This window comes from Nocardia asteroides, assembly GCF_021183625.1.
In the GTDB taxonomy this organism is placed as follows: domain Bacteria; phylum Actinomycetota; class Actinomycetes; order Mycobacteriales; family Mycobacteriaceae; genus Nocardia; species Nocardia asteroides_A.
The window spans coordinates 1,216,980-1,236,378 of the sequence record NZ_CP089214.1; the positions used below are offsets into that span (position 1 = coordinate 1,216,980).

Genomic DNA, 19,399 nt, shown 5'->3' on the forward strand with positions numbered 1-19,399 from the left:
CGAAAGCGCGGGTGGCGGAACTCTCGCGGGCTACCCGGTGGCGCCGGGCAGGGTGAAGCGGAATCGGGCGCCCCCGGTGTACTCGGTGTCCAGCTCGATCCGGCCGCCGTGGAACTCGACGATCTTGCGGCAGATCGCGAGCCCGAGCCCGGTCCCGCCGTACTCCTCCCGGGTGTGCAGCCGCTGGAAGATGACGAACACCTTGTCCGCGAACTCCGGGGGCACGCCGATCCCGGTGTCGCGCACCGCGAAGTGGTGCGTGCCGTCGCGCTCCTCGTGCTCGATCACGATCTCCGGCTTCCGGCCGGGCGCCGCGAATTTCACCGCGTTGCCGAGCAGGTTCTGCCAGAGCATCTCCAGCAGCGTCGGATCGCCGACCACGGCGGGCAGCCGCTCCGGCCGCTGCACCGTCGCGCCGGACTCGGCGATCGCGGAGCCGAGGTTGTGCAGCGCCCGGTCCAGCACCGGCCCCAGCTCGAGGCGCTCGGTGCGGTCGTTCACCCGGCCCACCCGGGAGAAGGTGAGCAGGTCGGTGATCAGCACCTGCATCCGCTTGGCGCCGTCGACGGCGAACTCGATGTACTGACGGCCGCGGTCGTCCAGTGTGTCGTCGTAGCGCTTCTGCAGCAGCTGGCAGAAGGAGGCGACCTTGCGCAGCGGCTCCTGCAGATCGTGCGAGGCGACGTAGGCGAACTGCTCCAGCTCCTGGTTGGAGCGGCGCAGCTCGACGGTCTGGGCGTCCAGGTCGGCGGCCTGGCGCACCAGGGTGGCCTCCTGCTCGCGGGCCGAGCGCAGCTCGGTGACGATCCGGCGGCGCATGTCCTCCACCGCGACCCCGACGGTCGCGATGTCGGCCGGGCCGCGGGTGCTGATCCGGTGCTCGAAGTCGCCGCCCGCCACCCGCAGCGAGCTGCGCTGCAGCTCCGCGAGCGGCCGCACCACCAGGCCGCGCACCAGCACCGTGAGCAGCACCGCCGCCAGCACGAAGACCACGACCAGGCCGCCGAGCAGCAGGTTGCGGTTGTCCCGGTTGTGGTACATGGCGGTGCGCTCGGTATCGAGGGTGACCGCGAGCCGCTCGGCCTGGCCGGTGAAGCCGGTGCGGACCACGTCGAAGAGCTGCCGCCCGTCGGCGGCGGCGGCCCGGGCGCGCTCCGGTGCGGCGGTGACGGTCTCGGCGTAGCCGGTGCGCCAGCGGAGGGCGCTGGCCTCCACCGCGGCGAGGTCGGCGAGCGCGTCGGGGCGGTCGGCGAGCAGCCCGCGCAGCGTGCTCAGCGTGCGCGCCTCGGCATCCCGGCCGGTGCCGTAGGAGCGCAGCGCCACCGAGTCGGCGCCGATCGCGTAGCCGCGCACACCGTTCTCCTGGTCGATCAGCGCCGCCTGCAGCCGGTAGCTCTCCGCGAGCGCGGGCTGCAACCTGCCGATCACCAGGCTGGAGCTCTCGGTGGTGCGGGCGATCATGCTCGCCCCCGCGACCGCGCCCGCCAGCACGATCACCACCATCGAGCCGAGTACGAGCTGGAACCAGGTTTCGACGGTCAACCGGGTCGTCCCCCGGGCACGGGTATTCATGGTGTCGTCCAAGCTCTCGACTCGCAGATGACCGCGCCACCGGGATTCGAGCGCCTGCGGACACTCTGCCACACCGCCGACACGCCGGATGGGCGGTGCCGTCCACCGGGCTTGCACACCGCGGTGCGCACGGTCGCCGCGGGGTTGCGGTGCAGCACAGCAGGGCTTTTCACCGGCGCGGCGGAGTTATGCGGGCGCCGCACGGGATGTCGGGTACGCGGCACTCCGTGTCACGGCGCCGGAAGTGGGCATGCCCCGCAGCACAGAGAGTGAAGGAGCTCAGCATGTTCCAGCGTGCCAACGCATATCGGCGCCGTGATAGATCGGGCGGACGGCGCCGGGGCGCGAACCGGACCACCGGGAGGCGCTCCTGGCGCCGGGGTGGTGGGGGCGGGGCCCGCGGCCGCAGCACCGTGAGCAACAGCCGCGGCCTGGAGAAGGTCGCCCGCTTCGGCTTCATCGCCCGCGGAATCGCCTACATCGTGCTCGGCATCCTCGGCTTCATGCTCGCGGTCGGCACCGCCGAGCACTCGGCCAACGAGGTCGGCGCGCTGGCCGCGCTCTCCGAGCAGCCGCTCGGGTACCTGCTGCTGTGGATCCTGGTGTTCGGCTTCGCCGCGCTCGCGGTGTGGCGCTTCACCCAGGTGGCCACGGCCGGGCGCACCGTCTCCGGCGGGCACCGGGCCTACGCGGCCGTCGCGGGCGTCTTCTACGCCCTCGCCTTCTTCTTCACCCTGCGCTTCGTGGTGAACGGCAGGCTGCCCGTCCCCGGCGAGGTGGTGGCGCGCGACTTCACCATCCGCATCCTGGCCTGGCCCGGCGGCCAGGTCGTCGTCGCGCTGCTCGGCATCGCGGTGCTCGCCTTCGGGCTGCTGCTCATCGTGCGCGGTGCCCGGCTGCACTTCACCGACGACCTGCGCATGGGCTGGATGACCCGCGGTTCCCGGACCGCCGCGGTCTGGCTGGGCCGGGCAGGCTACATCGCCCGCGGCGCCGTCGTCGCCGCGATCGGCCTCGCCGCCCTGGTCGCCGCGCTGAACTACGACCCGGCGCAGGTCGAGGGCGTCGACGGCGTGCTGCGCGACTTCGCGGGCACCCCGTTCGGCCCGTGGCTGCTCATCCTGATCGCACTGGGGCTCATCGCCTTCGGGCTGCTGTCCTTCCTCGAGGCGCGGCACCGCCGCACCTACGGCGGCGTCCCGGTCTGATCTTCGCTGCCTGCGAGCGGCCCGGCGGTCTCCACCGCCGGGCCGTTCGGCGTTGCGGGCCCGCTGCGCGCCACCGCGACCCCGGCCAGGCAGAGCACGCCGCCGAGCAGCGCGAGCGGCACCGGCACCTCGCCGAGCGCGAGCCAGGAGCCGAGCACCACCAGCGCCGGGACCGCGTAGGTGGTCACCCCCATCCGCCCCGCCGTGGTCCGGGCCAGGGCGTAGGCCCAGGTGGTGAAGGCCAGCGCGGTCGGGAAGACGCCCAGGTACAGCACGTTCAGCGTGGCGGCGGCAGGCGCCGCGGCGACCTCGCGCACCAACTGCCCGGCGAAGGGGAGGCAGGCGAGCGCGCCGACCACGCAGCCCCCGGTGGTGACCTGCAGCGCGGAAGCCACTGCCAGCGCGGGCTTCTGGACGATGGTCGAGATCGCCCAGGTGGTCGCGGCGAGCACCGCGAGCAGCACCCCGACCGCGGCGCCGCCCTGCGCGGTGCCGAGCCCGACCACGATCGCGCCCGCGAAGGAGACCGCGATCCCGGCCAGCAGCCTGCGCGGGAACCCCTCCCCCAGGAACACCCCGCCGAGCAGCGCGATGAGCACCGGCCCGATGTTGACCACCATGGCCGCGGTGCCCGCGTCCACGTACTCCTCACTCCAGTTCAGCGCCACCATGTAGACGCCGAACCAGAGCACCCCGGTGATCGCGATCGCGCGCCACGCCGCGCGCGGCGGCAGCCCCTCGCCCACCACCAGCAGGATCAGCAGCAGCGTTACGGCGCCCGCCAGCAACCGGCCGAGCGCCAGCGCGCCCGGCGAGAAGTGCTCGCCCGCCGCCCGGATGAAGACGAAGGCCGAGGCCCAGAGCAGGACCGTCGCCCCGGCCGCCGCCGCGGCCCGCTGTCCCTCGGTTCCGATCGCACGCATCCGCCGAACCTAGTCCGCGCAGGGGTCCGCCGTCGCGCGGATTTCGGCCATCGCGCTGTCCGGCCCGGTCGTCGAGCGGTGGGCCGAAATTCGGTTGCCACGGGGCGCATCCCGGGGTCCGATGGGATCGTGCCCCCCTCCCGCGATCTCACCGGCCGCGTCGCCGTGGTCACCGGCGTCGGCCGCCGGGCCGGTATCGGCTTCGCCGTCGCCCGGCGGCTCGCCGAGCGCGGCGCCGCGCTCTACCTCGCGCACTGGCGCCCGCACGACGAGCGGCAGCCGTGGGGCGCCGACGACACCGGCGCCTTGCGCGCCGAACTCGCCACCACCACGACGGTGGTCGACCGCGCCGTCGATCTCGCCCTTCCCGACGCCGCGCACCGGCTGATCGAGGATGCCGTCGCCGAGTTCGGCCACCTCGACATCCTGGTCGCCAACCATGCCCGCAGCGGCGGCGACGGCACGCTGCTCGAGCTGGACGCCGCCATGCTGGACGGGCACTGGGCGGTCGACGCCCGCTCGGTGCTGCTGCTCACCCAGGCGTTCGCCCGGCAGTACCGGCCGGAGCGCGGCGCGGTGCCGGACCGCGGCCGGGTCGTCTGGCTCACCTCCGGCCAGCACCTCGGCCCGATGCCGGGCGAGATCGCCTACGCGGCGGCCAAATCGGTGCTGGCCGGGCTCACGCCGACGGTGGCGGACGAGCTCATCGAGCTCGGGATCGTGCTGAACACCGTCAACCCGGGCCCGGTCGACACCGGCTACCTCTCCCTCGGCAGCACCGGCCTCGACCCCGCCGTCGCCGCCGCCGTGCACGCCGCCTTCCCGCGCGGCCGGGCGGGCGAACCGGACGATCCGGCCCGGCTCATCGCCTGGCTGATCTCCGACGAGGGCCGCTGGATGGTGGGCCAGGTCCTCGACTCCGAGGGCGGCTTCCGCCGCGCCCGCTGGTAGCGGAGAACAGACCGCCGGTTAGAGTGGCACCACGGATGCCGGTCCGGGGAGTTCCGGCGCCTGGCGCGAGGAGAGCAGCCGATGAGCGATCGGCCCGGTTCGACCGCGGTGCCCGGAGCAGGGTCGCGCACCGCCGCCGACGCGCTCGCGCCCTGGCGCGGCCGCCGCTACGTCGCACTCGGCAGCTCCTTCGCCTCCGGGCCCGGCATTCCGCCGCGCGCCACCGGCTCGGCGCGCGCGGCGGGCCGGTCCGGCCGCAACTACCCGCACTTGATCGCCGCCGCGGCCGGGCTGCGGCTCACCGATGTCACCAGCTCCGGCGCGACCTGCGCGCACATCCTGCACGAGCGGCAGTACGGCAGCCCCCCGCAGCGCATGGCCGTCACCCCGGACACCGACCTGGTGACGGTGACCATCGGCGGCAACGACATCGGGCTGACGGCGTTCCTGATCGCCCGGCGCATGCCGTCGCCGGTGCGGCTGCTGCCCGCCGCCCGCCGCTCCGCCGACGAGGCAGCCACCGGGCGGGCGCTCGGCGGGATCGAGGAGCGGCTGAACCGGGTGTTCGGCACGGTGCGCGACCAGGCGCCGAACGCACGTTTGCTGGTGGTGAACTACCTGTCGGTTCTCGGCCCGCCGCTGCCCGGCGAATCACCGACCGACCGGCACTACCGCTACCTCGCGGAATCACTCGCCGACCGCACCGCCGCGGCCGCGGAGCGGGCGGGCGGGCAGCTGATCGACGTCCGCACCCCGAGCCTCGCGCACGCCCCCGGCTCCCCCGTCCCGTGGACGTCGGACTTCTTCGTCCCGGTACCGGGACGCCCCGCCCACGGCACACCCTGCCACCCCACCGCCGCGGGGATGGCGGCAGTGGCCGACCTCGTACTGGCCCGGCTACGGACCCTGGCCCCGGTCGGCTGACGCGCCCGTCGGCTGGGGTCGGCGCGGGTGCGGGTCAGCACGGGTGAGCAGCGCCTTGCGACGCCTGCCCGGTGCCGCCCGGTGCGGCCGCCCCGGGAAAACTACGGCGCCGGAGCGGGTGGGGCCGGGAGCGGGATGGTGATGCCGAAGGGAAGGACGAGGCCGGGGGGCGGCGGGGTCGCCGCGTCCGGGCCGGGGGCGACCGGCTGCCCGTCCGGGCCGAACTCCACCGGCGCCTGCCCCTGCGGCGCCACCTGCTGCGGGGCGGGCACCGGCGCCTCGCGCGGCAGCTCCTCGGCGCGCGGCCCCGGCTCACCGGGCTGCACGGCGGGCGGCGGGGGCGGCGGGCAGAAGATCCCGCACGGGATGGGCGGCAGCCCGGGAATGGTGATCATCGGCTCGGGCACCGCGGCGGGCGTCGGCGTCTGCACCGCCTGCTCCAGCGGCAGCCCGTCCGGCACCTCCGCGAGCAGCGGACCGGGCACCGGCCCCGGCGCCGAGGTCAGCAGCACGCCGGGCGTATTGCCCCAGCCCCCCGACCCCGGAGCGATCGCCTCCGGCGACACCCGCCCCGCCGACGGCGACCCACCCGTCCGATACGCCGCCGACCAGCTCAACACATCCGCCGCGTACGACATCGAATTGTTGTACCGCAACACCGCACGCAACTCCTGCGCCCGATCCCGCAGATCCAACCCCCCACTGCACAGATACTTCCCCGCCGCCAACGCCGCATCGAACACATTGTGCGGATCCGACGCACCGTCACCATTACCGTCCGCCGCGTAATGCGCCCACGTCGACGGCAGGAACTGCATCGGCCCCACCGCCCGCACGAACCCACCACCCGACGCCGCGATCACCTCGTTACCCGGCAACGAACCATCCAACGCCGGACCGAAGATCGGCGTCACCGTCGTCCCCGCCGCATCCGTCCGCCCACCACCCGCATGCCCCGATTCGATCCGCCCGATCCCCGCCAGCAGACTCCACGACACCCCACACCCCGGCTGCGCCGACGCCAACGCCAGCTCCGCGTTCCGATACGCCGCCAACACCACCTCCGGAATACCGAGCAACCCCGACCCCGACGGCAACGCGATACTCCGCAGAACCGGCCCCGCACCCACCGGAACAGCACCGTCCGCGGGCGGAACAACCGCCCGCAATTCGCGCGCCACACCGCCGTCGACCGGGAGCAACCCTACGATCCGGGAGGCGGGTGCCGGCGCGTTCACAGCGGCCGCGGCGGCGTCGGATCCGGTGGAGCCGACCAGCAGCGCTTCGCCGGCATCCCCGGCGCCGCCGGCCGAGACCACCGATCCCGAACCGACGGACACAAGCCCGGCGGCTACCAGAAGCGACACCGTTACCGGGGCAGACTTGCGCATATCGACGACACCGTCCTCTCGGTCGCGGTGCCGATCCCCCACCGGCACACGCTACTAGTGCCGAATCAGCACTAACTTACGCTGCGTTGACCATAGCAAAAGGGGAGAAAATACCGTGGAGGCTTCATGAACTTCTCAGAAACCTCACACCCTGGCCTCCTCGCCTCGATGTCGGCGGCGCCACTCGGGCGCTCCCATCAAGGGTACGAGCTACGGCCCGGTTCCGGGCCCCTTCCTTCGCACGCGACCTCCGACGGTCAGCGCGGCATGGTAGTAGCAGTGAGGTAGCGGGTCACCTCGCCGACCGCCCGCACGGCGCTCTCCACTGCCGCCTCCATGGTCGAGGGCAGGGTGAGCAGCTCGTCGGCGCCGGTGCGGATCGCGAACGGCGGTGCGTCCCAGATCAACCCAGCCGGCTCCGCTTCTCCAGCAGCGTCACCCGATGGCCGCGCTCGGCCAGCCATACCGCCGAGGCGAGGCCCGCCAGGCACGGGCGAAATTTCTTCCCCGGAAACGACTGAAGGCCCCGCCAACGAATTGGTGGGGCCTTCAGTAACAATTGTTCCGGCGGTGTCCTACTCTCCCACACCCTGTCGAGTGCAGTACCATCGGCGCTGGCAGGCTTAGCTTCCGGGTTCGGAATGGGACCGGGCGTTTCCCTGCCGCTATAACCGCCGTAACTCTGTGAAACGAACACGAACCGTGTTGTTTCAGAACCGTACAGTGGACGCGTAGCAATCTTTGTTGGTAAGCCCTCGGCCTATTAGTACCAGTCACCTCCACGCATTACTGCGCTTCCAGTTCCGGCCTATCAACCCCATGGTCTGTAGGGGGCCTTAACCACTCGATGGTGGTGAGAAACCTCATCTTGGAACAGGCTTCCCGCTTAGATGCTTTCAGCGGTTATCCCTTCCGAACGTAGCCAACCAGCAGTGCCCTTGGCAGGACAACTGGCACACCAGAGGTTCGTCCGTCCCGGTCCTCTCGTACTAGGGACAGCCTTCCTCAAGTTTCTGACGCGCGCGGCGGATAGAGACCGAACTGTCTCACGACGTTCTAAACCCAGCTCGCGTGCCGCTTTAATGGGCGAACAGCCCAACCCTTGGGACCTACTCCGGCCCCAGGATGCGACGAGCCGACATCGAGGTGCCAAACCATCCCGTCGATATGGACTCTTGGGGAAGATCAGCCTGTTATCCCCGGGGTACCTTTTATCCGTTGAGCGACACCGCTTCCACATGCCGGTGCCGGATCACTAGTCCCGACTTTCGTCCCTGCTCGACCTGTCAGTCTCACAGTCAAGCTCCCTTGTGCACTTGCACTCGACACCTGATTGCCAACCAGGCTGAGGGAACCTTTGGGCGCCTCCGTTACATTTTGGGAGGCAACCGCCCCAGTTAAACTACCCACCAGGCACTGTCCCTGAACCAGATCATGGCCCGAGGTTAGAAGTCCAATACGATCAGAGTGGTATTTCAACGATGACTCCACGAACACTGGCGTGCCCACTTCACAGTCTCCCACCTATCCTACACAAACCGTACCGAACACCAATACCAAGCTATAGTGAAGGTCCCGGGGTCTTTTCGTCCTGCCGCGCGTAACGAGCATCTTTACTCGTAATGCAATTTCGCCGAGTCTGTGGTTGAGACAGCAGAGAAGTCGTTACGCCATTCGTGCAGGTCGGAACTTACCCGACAAGGAATTTCGCTACCTTAGGATGGTTATAGTTACCACCGCCGTTTACCGGGGCTTAAATTCTCAGCTTCGCCCTTGCGGGCTAACCGGTCCTCTTAACCTTCCGGCACCGGGCAGGCGTCAGTCCGTATACATCGTCTTACGACTTCGCACGGACCTGTGTTTTTAGTAAACAGTCGCTTCTCTCTGGTCTCTGCGACCACCACCAGCTCACGGAGTAAATCCGGTCACCAGTGTTGGTCCCCCTTCTCCCGAAGTTACGGGGGCATTTTGCCGAGTTCCTTAACCACAGTTCTCTCGATCGCCTCGGTATTCTCTACCTGACCACCTGTGTCGGTTTGGGGTACGGGCCGTGTACCAACTCACTAGAGGCTTTTCTCGGCAGCATAGGATCACTGAATTCACCTCAATCGGCTACGCATCACCTCTCAGGCTATATGCTGTGCGGATTTGCCTACACAACGCCCTACAGGCTTACACCCGGACAACCATTACCGGGCCCAGCTACCTTCCTGCGTCACCCCATCGCTTGACTACTACACCCAGGGTCACGCGCATCCCCCTCTCCTCACCCGAAGGTGATGGATCCGGTTCAGGGCGTTTAGCACAGATGATTCGCCATTGGGCGCGGATACACGGGTACGGGAATATCAACCCGTTGTCCATCGACTACGCCTGTCGGCCTCGCCTTAGGTCCCGACTCACCCTGGGCGGATTAACCTGGCCCAGGAACCCTTGGTCATTCGGCGGACGAGTTTCTCACTCGTCTTTCGCTACTCATGCCTGCATTCTCACTCGCACACCCTCCACAACTAGCTCACGCTGCTGCTTCCCAGGATGCACGACGCTCCCCTACCCACCCCCACCACTAGACCAACCTCCGCAGAAGTTGGCCGATGTATTGTGGGAGTGCCGCGGCTTCGGCGGTGTACTTGAGCCCCGCTACATTGTCGGCGCAGGATCACTTGACCAGTGAGCTATTACGCACTCTTTCAAGGGTGGCTGCTTCTAAGCCAACCTCCTGGTTGTCTTCGCGACCCCACATCCTTTTCCACTTAGTACACGCTTAGGGGCCTTAGCCGGCGATCTGGGCTGTTTCCCTCTCGACTACGAAGCTTATCCCCCGCAGTCTCACTGCCACGCTCTCACACCCCGGCATTCGGAGTTTGGCTGACTTCGGTAAGCTTGTGGGCCCCCTAGGCCATCCAGTAGCTCTACCTCCGGAGTGAAACACGTGACGCTGCACCTAAATGCATTTCGGGGAGAACCAGCTATCACGGAGTTTGATTGGCCTTTCACCCCTACCCACAACTCATCCCCTCAGTTTTCAACCTAAGTGGGTTCGGGCCTCCACGACGTCTTACCGTCGCTTCACCCTGGCCATGGGTAGATCACTCCGCTTCGGGTCTAGAACACACGACTCAACGCCCTATTCGGACTCGCTTTCGCTACGGCTACCCCACACGGGTTAACCTCGCCACATGCCACTAACTCGCAGGCTCATTCTTCAAAAGGCACGCCATCACCCACCACAGACCAAACTGTGCACAGGCTCTGACGGATTGTAAGCGTCCGGTTTCAGGTACTATTTCACTCCCCTCCCGGGGTACTTTTCACCTTTCCCTCACGGTACTAGTCCGCTATCGGTCACCAGGGAGTATTCAGGCTTACCGGGTGGTCCCGGCAGATTCACAGCAGATTTCACGGGCCCGCTGCTACTCGGGCATCACCTACGACAGGGAACATGTTTTCGTCTACCGGACTCTCACCGTCTACGGTCGGCCATCCCAGACCACTTCGACTAACACGCACCTTTCTGACTGTCGCCCAGCTCGGCAGAACCGGGAAAAATGACCCCACGACCCCACACGTGCAACACCTGCCGGCTATCACACACGCATGGTTTAGCCTCATCCGCTTTCGCTCGCCACTACTCACGGAATCACTGTTGTTTTCTCTTCCTGCGGGTACTGAGATGTTTCACTTCCCCGCGTTCCCTCCACACACCCTATACATTCAGATGCGGGTGACACGACATCACTCGTGCCGGGTTTCCCCATTCGGACATCCTCGGATCACAGCTCGGTTGACAGCTCCCCGAGGCTTATCGCAGCCTCCTACGTCCTTCATCGGCTCCTGGTGCCAAGGCATCCACCGAACGCTCTTAAACACTTACAAACAAAGATGCTCGCGTCCACTGTACAGTTCTCAAACAACACACAAGACCACGCAATCCGCGTCACCGACACCCCTACACAAAGAGGCTGGTATGAACCGCTACGCGGTCTCGTCGTATTCTTCTTCCTCGAAAAAACTCGCTTCCGCGTGTTCTTTCAGGACCCAACAGTGTGTCGATATAGAACCGGACGAATCCGGTACAGCGTCAGCGTTCCACCCGTGAGCAACACCGGGCCACACTCGGACCCGAAATGCTATGTGCTCCTTAGAAAGGAGGTGATCCAGCCGCACCTTCCGGTACGGCTACCTTGTTACGACTTCGTCCCAATCGCCGATCCCACCTTCGACGGCTCCCTCCCACAAGGGGTTAGGCCACCGGCTTCGGGTGTTACCGACTTTCATGACGTGACGGGCGGTGTGTACAAGGCCCGGGAACGTATTCACCGCAGCGTTGCTGATCTGCGATTACTAGCGACTCCAACTTCACGGGGTCGAGTTGCAGACCCCGATCCGAACTGAGACCGGCTTTAAGGGATTCGCTCCACCTCACGGTATCGCAGCCCTCTGTACCGGCCATTGTAGCATGTGTGAAGCCCTGGACATAAGGGGCATGATGACTTGACGTCGTCCCCACCTTCCTCCGAGTTGACCCCGGCAGTCTCCTGCAAGTCCCCGGCATAACCCGCTGGCAATACAGGACAAGGGTTGCGCTCGTTGCGGGACTTAACCCAACATCTCACGACACGAGCTGACGACAGCCATGCACCACCTGTACACCGACCACAAGGGGGCCTACATCTCTGCAGGTTTCCGGTGTATGTCAAACCCAGGTAAGGTTCTTCGCGTTGCATCGAATTAATCCACATGCTCCGCCGCTTGTGCGGGCCCCCGTCAATTCCTTTGAGTTTTAGCCTTGCGGCCGTACTCCCCAGGCGGGGTACTTAATGCGTTAGCTACGGCACGGATCCCGTGGAAGGAAACCCACACCTAGTACCCACCGTTTACGGCGTGGACTACCAGGGTATCTAATCCTGTTTGCTACCCACGCTTTCGCTTCTCAGCGTCAGTTACTTCCCAGAGACCCGCCTTCGCCACCGGTGTTCCTCCTGATATCTGCGCATTTCACCGCTACACCAGGAATTCCAGTCTCCCCTGAAGTACTCAAGTCTGCCCGTATCGCCCGCAAGCTTGGGGTTGAGCCCCAAGTTTTCACGGACGACGCGACAGACCGCCTACAAGCTCTTTACGCCCAGTAATTCCGGACAACGCTCGCACCCTACGTATTACCGCGGCTGCTGGCACGTAGTTGGCCGGTGCTTCTTCTACAGGTACCGTCACTTGCGCTTCGTCCCTGTCGAAAGAGGTTTACAACCCGAAGGCCGTCATCCCTCACGCGGCGTCGCTGCATCAGGCTTTCGCCCATTGTGCAATATTCCCCACTGCTGCCTCCCGTAGGAGTCTGGGCCGTGTCTCAGTCCCAGTGTGGCCGGTCGCCCTCTCAGGCCGGCTACCCGTCGTCGCCTTGGTAGGCCATTACCCCACCAACAAGCTGATAGGCCGCGGGCCCATCTCACACCGATAAATCTTTCCACCACCAACCATGCGATCAGTGGTCCTATCCGGTATTAGACCCAGTTTCCCAGGCTTATCCCAGAGTGCGAGGCAGATCACCCACGTGTTACTCACCCGTTCGCCGCTCGTGTACCCCGAAGGGCCTTACCGCTCGACTTGCATGTGTTAAGCACGCCGCCAGCGTTCGTCCTGAGCCAGGATCAAACTCTCCGTTGAAGACTCACAACCACACCCCCGAAGAGGCGCAATCGAAAGAAAACGCGAGTCCGAAAACCCAGCAAAACAAAACGCCAGCAAAAAACAATTTGCTGACTAAATGTCCCGACCCTCACACGGGGGTGCAAGAATCGAGAACCAAATAAACATTTGGCACTGACATTCATCGACACACTATTGAGTTCTCAAAGAACACACGCACACACATCCGAACCAGAGACTGGATCTTCCGTGAGGCAACTGTTCCAGGCTAAACCCGAACATCCGAGATGTCAAACAGGCCAGCCAACCACCAGGCGCTCAGCCGTCCAACCTCGTGTCCCGGTCTCCCGGGTCGGTGTCCGTGTCGCTCTGACATGGAATAAGTTACGCGGCGGGAAACGCAACGTCAAATCGCCTGGTGGACACCGTGAATGCCCAGGTCAGGGCGGTGCACTTCGGGCCGAATCACAACCGTGTGACCCAGCACACGACGACTGTCGGCCCCTATGGGTAAACCGCCTGTTCATCCGGGACTCCTAGCCTCGGAACGTGCAGTGCTACACGCGCTTCGTCGCCATCGGGGACAGCCAGACCGAGGGGGTCGGCGACCCCGACGAGTCCGGGGGGCTGCGCGGCTGGGCGGATCGGTTCGCCGACATGCTCGGCGGCGAGGCTCCCGAGTTCCGCTACGCCAATCTCGCGATCCGCGGCAGGCGCGCGGGGCAGATCCGCGCGGAGCAGCTGGCGCCGGCGCTGGCCATGCAGCCGGATCTGACGGCGGTGCTGGCGGGGCTGAACGACCTGATCCGGCCGCGCTTCGACCGGGAGGCGCTGCTCGCCGAGCTCGCGGCGCTGATCGAGCCCCTTCGAACGGCGGGCTCGACGGTGGTCACCTTCACCTTTCCCGACATCGGGGCGATCGCGCCGGTGCTGCGGCCGCTGGCGGGGCGGATCCGGCAGTTCAATGCCGATGTCCGGGAGCTGGCGGTGCGCTACGAGGCGGTGCTGGTGGAGCTCGAGCCGGTGCCGGTGGCCGCGCACCGGCTGCTGTGGGCGCAGGATCGGCTGCATCTGAGCCCGCTGGGGCACGAGGTGGTGGCGCGGGCGGCGGCCGAGGCGCTGCGGGTGCCAGGCGCGGACGGGTCGTGGCGGGAGCCGCTGCCGCCGGTGCGGCAGCGCGGGGGCGAGCAGATAGTCGACGAGCTGCGCTGGGCGACGGTGCACATGCTGCCGTGGCTGGTGCGCCGGGCGCGCGGGATCTCGACCGGCGATCGGGTGACGGCCAAGCGGCCGCAGCTCGCTCCGCTGTTCGAGGGTTGAGCGGGCGGGAGCGGCGTCCGGCTCAGGTCCAGAGCGTGGCGACGACGACGTTGACGACGGCGAGGCCGCCCGCCGCGTCGGAGAGCCTGCCGACGGGCTTGCCCCGCTTGGCGTCGGCGTAGCCGACCTCGGCGAACCCGGCGACCGCCACGGCGATCACCAGCTTCACCCCGACCTTCGCCAGGTTCGGGTCCTTGCCGAGCGAGTCGATCGACTCGGCGAGCCCGACCAGGGCGATCCCGGAGATCAGCTGGGCGCGAGCGCCCCAGACCATGACCGAGTTGACCTCGGGGCGGCACGCCACCCAGCCGCCGACCACCGCGGCCATCCCGAGCAGGTGCGTCACGACCAGCACGTTGTAGACGAAATTCATGGCGTCGCAGCCTAGTTCACCCCGAGTGCTTCTACTACACCACGTCGTGCAACGCGCCGCTCCGCTCGCTGTCGCGCTTGACGCCGAAGGCGGTGGCGATCTCCATGATGCCGATCACCACCAGCCAGATGCCCGCCACCCAGGCGAGCGTCGCCACCGAGCCGACCGGCCAGACCACGAGCACGACGCCGGCGATCGCGGTGACAACCCCGAAGAAGCCCTGCACGCCGCGGCCGGGCAGGTTCGGCTCGGAGATGGCGGCCATGACCGCCCCGATCCCGCGGAACAGCCAGCCGATGCCGATGAAGATGCCGAGCAGGAGCAGCGAGGCGATCTCGTCGCGGAAGCAGAAGATGCCGAGCACGATCGAGAGCACGCCGCTGATGAAGGCGAGCACCCGCAGCCCGGTGCTCGCGGGCGCCCCGAAGGCGGCGAGCAGCTGGAGTACCCCGCTGACCACCAGGTAGATGCCGAAGAGCACCCCGGCGACGGCGAGGGTGGCGCCCGGCCAGACCAGGATGAGCACACCGAGGATCACCGAGAGGATTCCGGTGACGAGAATCGTTTGCCAGGCGGCGCGCGCGAGAGCTCGAACCGGGCCGCCGACCGCTTCCGTTGTCGTCATGACGTGATGTTATGCCCGTTGCCGCAGGCAACCGCGCTGATTTGCCCGGAGTTTCCCGTTCCGTGATCGGCAGTGCGTCAGGGCTCGGTGCTCCACGCCTCGTCGATGGCGGCCGCGTAGGCGGCGAGCGCGCTCGGCCAGTACCGCTCCACGTAGTCCCTGACGTCGGCGAGGCCGCGCGGGTCGAGGTGGTAGAGGCGGCGGTTGCCGTCCGGCCGCATTCGCACCAGCCTGGCCTCGCGCAGCACCCGCAGGTGCTGGGAGACCGCCGAGCTGGTGACGCCGACCCGCTCGGCCAGCTCGCCGACCGAGCGCGGCGCGGCGGGCAGCGCTTCGAAGATGGCCCGCCTGGTCGGGTCGGCGAGCGCGACCATGGCACGCACTCCATTAGTCGGCACTAATCCAGTGTGCGCGCCCGCGACCGGTTCCGTCAACCGGAACGGGCTCGCCGAATGTCGGGTCGAGCGGGAGCGCTGCGGCCGACCAAGATCGGGTGTAGGTTCTCTACCTGCGATTTCTCCGGCGGTGAAGGTAGCCACAGAATTGCGGCTCCGGGTTTGGGCTGTCGTACGTTCGACGCCATGCCCGTAACCTCCTCGTTACCAGCGCGCCGCACCGTGACCCGGGCGGCCGTCGCCACCACTGCCGTGAGCGCCGCGCTCGCCGCGCTCGCGGTGGCCGGACACGATCCGGCCCCCGCCACCGCCGCCCGCCCCGCACTCGCCGCCGCGGTGACCCCGTGGGAGGCGCAGCGACCGCAGACCGTGCCCGCCGCCGTTGTCGAGGAGCAGCACCGCTTCGCCGTCGAGGCGGCGCGGCCGCGCACCGTCCGCCCGGTGGCGGGCAGCCTCACCTCGCTCTTCGGTACGCGCTGGGGCGCGCTGCACGCCGGGCTCGACTTCGGCGATCCGATCGGCGCGCCGATCGCGGCGGTCACCGACGGCACCGTGCTCGAGGCGGGGCCGGCCGCGGGCTTCGGGCTGTGGGTCCGGGTGCAGCAGGACGACGGAACCGTCGGCGTCTACGGCCACGTGCAGGACATCCTGGCCGCCGTCGGGCAGCAGGTGCGGGCGGGCGACGTCATCGCCACCGTCGGCAACCGCGGCTTCTCCACCGGCCCGCACCTGCACTACGAGGTGCACGCCGGGGACGGCGCCAAGCTGGATCCGCTGCCCTGGCTGGCCGCGCGCGGCGTGGACGCGCACCGCCCCGCGGGCTGACCCCTACCGGGGTACGACACCCGGATCACCCGCGGGCGGGAGGTCGCCGAGCGCCCCGCGTTCCTACCGTCGACGCATGACGCAGCTCGACGAAAGATCCACGCTCCCGGTCGGATCCGGGCCGCGGCGCCTACACCGGCCGCTGCTCGTCGCCTGCGGGCTGATGGCCGCGCTGCTGCTCTGGTCGCTGGCCGGGCTGAGCCTCGACGACCGGCTGATCGCCGGCGAACCCGCCTGGGCCAAGCCGGCGAAGTTCGCCGCGGCCTTCGTCCTCTACACCGCCACCCTGGCCTGGCTGCTGAGCCTGCCGCACCGCGGCTCCCGGGTGACCGGGTGGATGGGCACGATCTTCGCGGTGACCACCGTGGTCGACGTCGGATTCGTCGTCGTGCAGGCCGCGCGCGGGACGTTCAGCCACTTCAACACCGAATCCGACGCGGTGAACACCGTCGGGCAGCTGATCTTCGCCTCCGGCGTGCCCGGGCTGTTCGCGGCGAACCTGGTGATCGCGGTGGTCGTGCTGTGGCAGCGGGTGGCCGATCGGCCGGTCACGCTGGCGATCAGGGCGGGGCTGGCGCTGGCCGTGGCCGGGATGGCGCTCGGCTACCTCATGGGGTTCACCGGTGCGCGGACGGCGGCGGCCGCGGACGGCGGGGCCGTCGAGCTGGCCGGGAGCCACACCGTCGGCGACCGCGGCGTGCGCGACGACCCGGCCGGGCTGCCGGTGACGCACTGGAGCACGACCGGCGGCGACCTGCGGGTGCCGCACTTCGTCGGGTTGCACGGCGTCCAAGTGCTGCTGCTCGCGGCCGTCGCGCTCGGGTTCGCCGCGCGCCGCTACCCCGCGCTGCGCGCCGAGCGCACCCGCGCCCGGCTGGTCGGGGTGCTCGCGGCCGCCTGGACCGGGCTGCTCGCGCTGACGCTGGGGCAGGCGCTGCGCGGGGTGCCGCCCGCCGCGCCCGACGCCCCGGTGCTGCTCGCGGGCGCGGCGCTGCTCGCCGGTACGGCGCTCGGGGTGGCGCTCGTGCTCAGCGCAGCCGCTCGGCGTCGCGCGCCAGCGACACGAGTTTCGCACTGAGCGCGGCCAATTCGACCGAGCCGGCGCCCTCGTCGACCGCGATCGCGACGTCCTCGGCGGCGCAGCGGGCGGCGAACCAGCGGTCCGCGAGGGCCGCCGCCTCCTGGGCGCTGAGCACGACGGAGTCGGACGGGATGCCGGTGCCCTTGAGGCTGTTCCGGTGTTCGTAGGCGCGCTGACGGCAGGACTGACGGCAGTACCGGCGCCTGCGTCCGGCCTCCGACTCGACGATCTCCCGCCCGCACCACAGGCAGGACAGCAAGCGGCGCATGGGGCAGAACACTAGCCGTACGGCGGCCCCGGCGAGAACTCCCGGCCGCGGCGCGGACCACGGGCACCGGCCGGGCCGGGCACACCGGGCGAGGCACTATCATGGAGGGGTTAGCCGGTTGCCCCGGGAACACCGGCTCGTCACCGAGCGTTGTACCGTGCGGCACCGGCCACGTTCGACACGACTGGGACTCGACAGGGAGAGGCACACATGGCAGATCGCGTACTCCGGGGCAGCAGGCTCGGAGCGGTGAGTTACGAGACCGATCGCGACCACGACCTGGCGCCGCGCCGGATTGCCCGCTACCGGACCGACAACAACGAGGAATTCGACGTCCCGTTCGCCGACGACGCCGAGATCCCGCCCACCTGGCTGTGCCGCAACGGCCAGGAGGGGGTGCTCCTCGAGGGCACCGCGCAGGAGGCCAAGAAGGTCAAGCCGCCGCGCACGCACTGGGACATGCTGCTGGAGCGGCGCTCCAAGGACGAGCTCGAGGAGCTGCTCAAGGAGCGGCTGGAGCTGCTGAAGACGCGCCGCCGGGGCTGACCGGCACACCCGACGAAGGCCCCCACCCGTGACGGGTGGGGGCCTTCGTCGTGTCCTAGGCTCGGCGATCGTGAGCGTGTACAACGAGCGGCTCCAGCAACTGGGGCTGCGGGCGGCGGAGCTGCTGGAGAATGCCGACGAACTCGACGAGCCGCGACGTGACCTGGCCTACCTCACCGTACTGGCGGCGCATTTCGACTACCAGGTGAAGAACGGCGGCTTCGCGCAGCTGATCCACAACGTGGGCAGCGACCGGCTGGAGCAGGTGGACGACATGCTGCGCGCGGTAGACGCGCCGGTCGCGCTCTCCTTCTACCTGCGCGCCGTCACCCGCTGCAGCGAGCTGATGGACGACTACCACCGGCTGTTCGACGACTTCACCGCGCCGACGCAGCTCGCGGTCGAGCTGACCGGGATCAGCGTCGACTACCTGCGCGGCGAGGTCGGCTTCGATGCCGAGATCGCGCCGTTCCTCGAGGTCGCCGACGCGCTCTAGCGGCTCGCGACCTTGCGGTAGCGCAGCAGCGCCAGCGGCATGGCGACCGCGAGGATGGCGAGCGAGCAGCCGATGGAGTACAGCACCGCGTTGTCGGCGACCCAGCCGGTGGCCGGGATGAAGGTCGGCGGCGAGCTGTTGCCGAAGAGCTGCCGCCCCGCCGTGGAGACGGCGGTGATCGGGTTCCACTCGGCGATGTTCTTCAGCGGGCCGGGCAGCGTCTCGCCGGAGATGAACGCCGAGGAGATGAAGGTCAGCGGGAAGAGCCAGATCAGCCCGGCGCTCTGCGCCACCTCGACGGTCGGCGAGAGCAGCCCGGTGAGCGCGCCCACCCACGACATGGCGAAGGCGAAGAGCAGGATCACGCCGAAGGCGAGCAGCGCGTCGCCGATCGAGCCGTTGATCCGCCAGCCGACGATCAGCCCGCAGACCACCATGACGAACAGGCTCAGCACGTTCACGACGAGGTCGGAGAGGGTGCGGCCCATGAGCACCGCGAGCCGGGACATGGGCAGCGCCCGCATCCGGTCGATGATGCCCTTCTGCAGGTCGCCCGCGAGCCCGACGGTGGTGAAGGCGGCGTTGAAGGCGACGGTCTGGGTGAAGATGCCCGCCAGCAGGAACTCGCGGTACTGGTCGCCGCCGAGCGAGGCGCCGAAGATGTAGGCGAAGACGAAGACGAACATGAGCGGCTGGATGGTCGCGGTCACCAGCAGCGTCGGCACCCGCAGGATGGTGAGCAGGTTGCGGTAGGCGACGATCGCGCTGTCCCGGAAGATCCGGCCGCGGGGTTCGGGCTCGGCGGCCTGCGCGGAGGCCTGCTCCGGGCGGGCGTGCCTGCCCCGCTTCTCCAGG

17 protein-coding genes, 3 rRNA genes and 1 pseudogene are annotated in these 19,399 nt (G+C 68.4%); 8 read left to right on the top strand and 13 right to left on the bottom strand.

The window, feature by feature from the left end; genetic code table 11:
- Positions 1 to 30: 30 nt before the first annotated feature.
- Positions 31 to 1,542: a sensor histidine kinase gene (locus LTT61_RS06055; protein WP_233018950.1), complete on the bottom strand. Its 1,512-nt coding sequence runs from the start codon at positions 1,540 to 1,542 to the stop codon at positions 31 to 33.
- Between the two features lie 443 nt (positions 1,543 to 1,985).
- Between LTT61_RS06055 and LTT61_RS06060 the strand changes: the two genes are divergently transcribed.
- Positions 1,986 to 2,780 (top strand): DUF1206 domain-containing protein, encoded by a 795-nt coding sequence (locus tag LTT61_RS06060; protein WP_233018951.1) that lies wholly within the window; start codon positions 1,986 to 1,988, stop codon positions 2,778 to 2,780.
- Here LTT61_RS06060 and LTT61_RS06065 read toward each other — a convergent pair.
- Positions 2,759 to 3,703, bottom strand: coding sequence for a DMT family transporter (locus LTT61_RS06065; RefSeq protein WP_233018952.1), 945 nt, complete (start codon positions 3,701 to 3,703; stop codon positions 2,759 to 2,761). The two genes, LTT61_RS06060 and LTT61_RS06065, sit on opposite strands and share 22 nt — an antisense overlap.
- A 129-nt stretch (positions 3,704 to 3,832) precedes the next feature.
- Here LTT61_RS06065 and LTT61_RS06070 point away from each other — a divergent pair, with 129 nt between their 5' ends.
- The gene (locus LTT61_RS06070) at positions 3,833 to 4,654 is read left to right on the top strand and encodes an SDR family oxidoreductase (RefSeq protein ID WP_233018953.1); all 822 of its coding nucleotides are present in this window, start codon (positions 3,833 to 3,835) and stop codon (positions 4,652 to 4,654) included.
- A gap of 81 nt (positions 4,655 to 4,735) precedes the next feature.
- Entirely contained in the window at positions 4,736 to 5,578 is an 843-nt protein-coding gene (locus LTT61_RS06075; RefSeq protein WP_233018954.1) for an SGNH/GDSL hydrolase family protein, read from the top strand.
- A gap of 101 nt (positions 5,579 to 5,679) precedes the next feature.
- Here the strand turns inward: LTT61_RS06075 and LTT61_RS06080 are convergent, their stop codons facing one another.
- The 6 genes and pseudogenes from LTT61_RS06080 to LTT61_RS06100 all read right to left on the bottom strand — a co-directional run bounded on the left by LTT61_RS06080 (position 5,680) and on the right by LTT61_RS06100 (position 12,633).
- Complete coding sequence (locus LTT61_RS06080) at positions 5,680 to 6,576, bottom strand: lytic murein transglycosylase (protein WP_420094740.1); 897 nt, start codon at positions 6,574 to 6,576, stop codon at positions 5,680 to 5,682.
- 650 nt (positions 6,577 to 7,226) lie between these two features.
- Complete coding sequence (locus LTT61_RS06085) at positions 7,227 to 7,376, bottom strand: hypothetical protein (RefSeq protein ID WP_233018956.1); 150 nt, start codon at positions 7,374 to 7,376, stop codon at positions 7,227 to 7,229.
- Positions 7,376 to 7,456 (bottom strand): annotated as a pseudogene (locus LTT61_RS32910) (FAD-dependent oxidoreductase); the annotation flags it as partial. The gene LTT61_RS06085 and the pseudogene LTT61_RS32910, both read right to left, overlap by 1 nt.
- Before the next feature lie 75 nt (positions 7,457 to 7,531).
- Positions 7,532 to 7,648, bottom strand: a 5S ribosomal RNA gene (gene rrf, locus LTT61_RS06090).
- Between the two features lie 64 nt (positions 7,649 to 7,712).
- Positions 7,713 to 10,845 (bottom strand): 23S ribosomal RNA (locus LTT61_RS06095).
- Between the two features lie 269 nt (positions 10,846 to 11,114).
- A 16S ribosomal RNA gene (locus tag LTT61_RS06100) occupies positions 11,115 to 12,633 on the bottom strand.
- Together the 16S, 23S and 5S rRNA genes form the textbook arrangement of a ribosomal RNA operon.
- 531 nt (positions 12,634 to 13,164) lie before the next feature.
- Between LTT61_RS06100 and LTT61_RS32620 the strand changes: the two genes are divergently transcribed.
- Entirely contained in the window at positions 13,165 to 13,935 is a 771-nt protein-coding gene (locus LTT61_RS32620) for an SGNH/GDSL hydrolase family protein (RefSeq protein ID WP_269821856.1), read from the top strand.
- Positions 13,936 to 13,957: 22 nt separating this feature from the next.
- Here LTT61_RS32620 and LTT61_RS06110 read toward each other — a convergent pair whose 3' ends face one another.
- The 3 genes from LTT61_RS06110 to LTT61_RS06120 all read right to left on the bottom strand — a co-directional run bounded on the left by LTT61_RS06110 (position 13,958) and on the right by LTT61_RS06120 (position 15,307).
- A complete protein-coding gene (locus LTT61_RS06110) occupies positions 13,958 to 14,308 on the bottom strand; it encodes a hypothetical protein (protein WP_233018957.1) in 351 nt (116 codons plus the stop codon).
- A 34-nt stretch (positions 14,309 to 14,342) separates the two neighbouring features.
- Positions 14,343 to 14,933: an HdeD family acid-resistance protein gene (locus tag LTT61_RS06115; RefSeq protein WP_233018958.1), complete on the bottom strand. Its 591-nt coding sequence runs from the start codon at positions 14,931 to 14,933 to the stop codon at positions 14,343 to 14,345.
- A gap of 77 nt (positions 14,934 to 15,010) precedes the next feature.
- Positions 15,011 to 15,307, bottom strand: coding sequence for an ArsR/SmtB family transcription factor (locus LTT61_RS06120; RefSeq protein ID WP_233020887.1), 297 nt, complete (start codon positions 15,305 to 15,307; stop codon positions 15,011 to 15,013).
- A gap of 207 nt (positions 15,308 to 15,514) precedes the next feature.
- On the opposite strand from LTT61_RS06120, the gene LTT61_RS06125 reads away from it, so the two are divergent.
- Positions 15,515 to 16,153 (top strand): M23 family metallopeptidase, encoded by a 639-nt coding sequence (locus LTT61_RS06125; protein WP_420094741.1) that lies wholly within the window; start codon positions 15,515 to 15,517, stop codon positions 16,151 to 16,153.
- A 76-nt stretch (positions 16,154 to 16,229) separates the two neighbouring features.
- Positions 16,230 to 17,231, top strand: coding sequence for a hypothetical protein (locus LTT61_RS06130; RefSeq protein WP_233018960.1), 1,002 nt, complete (start codon positions 16,230 to 16,232; stop codon positions 17,229 to 17,231).
- On the opposite strand, the gene LTT61_RS06135 is transcribed toward LTT61_RS06130, so the two are convergent.
- Positions 17,182 to 17,502, bottom strand: a complete 321-nt coding sequence (locus tag LTT61_RS06135) for a hypothetical protein (protein ID WP_233018961.1) — start codon at positions 17,500 to 17,502, stop codon at positions 17,182 to 17,184. The genes LTT61_RS06130 and LTT61_RS06135 overlap by 50 nt on opposite strands.
- 210 nt (positions 17,503 to 17,712) lie before the next feature.
- Between LTT61_RS06135 and LTT61_RS06140 the strand changes: the two genes are divergently transcribed.
- Complete coding sequence (locus tag LTT61_RS06140) at positions 17,713 to 18,048, top strand: RNA polymerase-binding protein RbpA (RefSeq protein WP_067659014.1); 336 nt, start codon at positions 17,713 to 17,715, stop codon at positions 18,046 to 18,048.
- A 70-nt stretch (positions 18,049 to 18,118) separates the two neighbouring features.
- A complete protein-coding gene (locus LTT61_RS06145; RefSeq protein ID WP_233018962.1) occupies positions 18,119 to 18,544 on the top strand; it encodes a DMP19 family protein in 426 nt (141 codons plus the stop codon).
- Here LTT61_RS06145 and LTT61_RS06150 read toward each other — a convergent pair.
- A complete protein-coding gene (locus LTT61_RS06150; RefSeq protein WP_233020888.1) occupies positions 18,541 to 19,323 on the bottom strand; it encodes an ABC transporter permease in 783 nt (260 codons plus the stop codon). The genes LTT61_RS06145 and LTT61_RS06150 overlap by 4 nt on opposite strands.
- Positions 19,324 to 19,399 lie beyond the last annotated feature (76 nt).

Coding starts and splice junctions, on each gene's coding strand:
- LTT61_RS06065 (WP_233018952.1), bottom strand. CDS start 3,703: ATGCGTGCGATCGGAACCGAGGGACAGCGGGCCGCGGCGGCGGCCGGG.
- LTT61_RS06075 (WP_233018954.1), top strand. CDS start 4,736: ATGAGCGATCGGCCCGGTTCGACCGCGGTGCCCGGAGCAGGGTCGCGC.
- LTT61_RS06110 (WP_233018957.1), bottom strand. CDS start 14,308: ATGAATTTCGTCTACAACGTGCTGGTCGTGACGCACCTGCTCGGGATG.
- LTT61_RS06115 (WP_233018958.1), bottom strand. CDS start 14,933: ATGACGACAACGGAAGCGGTCGGCGGCCCGGTTCGAGCTCTCGCGCGC.
- LTT61_RS06120 (WP_233020887.1), bottom strand. CDS start 15,307: ATGGTCGCGCTCGCCGACCCGACCAGGCGGGCCATCTTCGAAGCGCTG.
- LTT61_RS06125 (WP_420094741.1), top strand. CDS start 15,515: ATGCCCGTAACCTCCTCGTTACCAGCGCGCCGCACCGTGACCCGGGCG.
- LTT61_RS06130 (WP_233018960.1), top strand. CDS start 16,230: ATGACGCAGCTCGACGAAAGATCCACGCTCCCGGTCGGATCCGGGCCG.
- LTT61_RS06135 (WP_233018961.1), bottom strand. CDS start 17,502: ATGCGCCGCTTGCTGTCCTGCCTGTGGTGCGGGCGGGAGATCGTCGAG.
- LTT61_RS06140 (WP_067659014.1), top strand. CDS start 17,713: ATGGCAGATCGCGTACTCCGGGGCAGCAGGCTCGGAGCGGTGAGTTAC.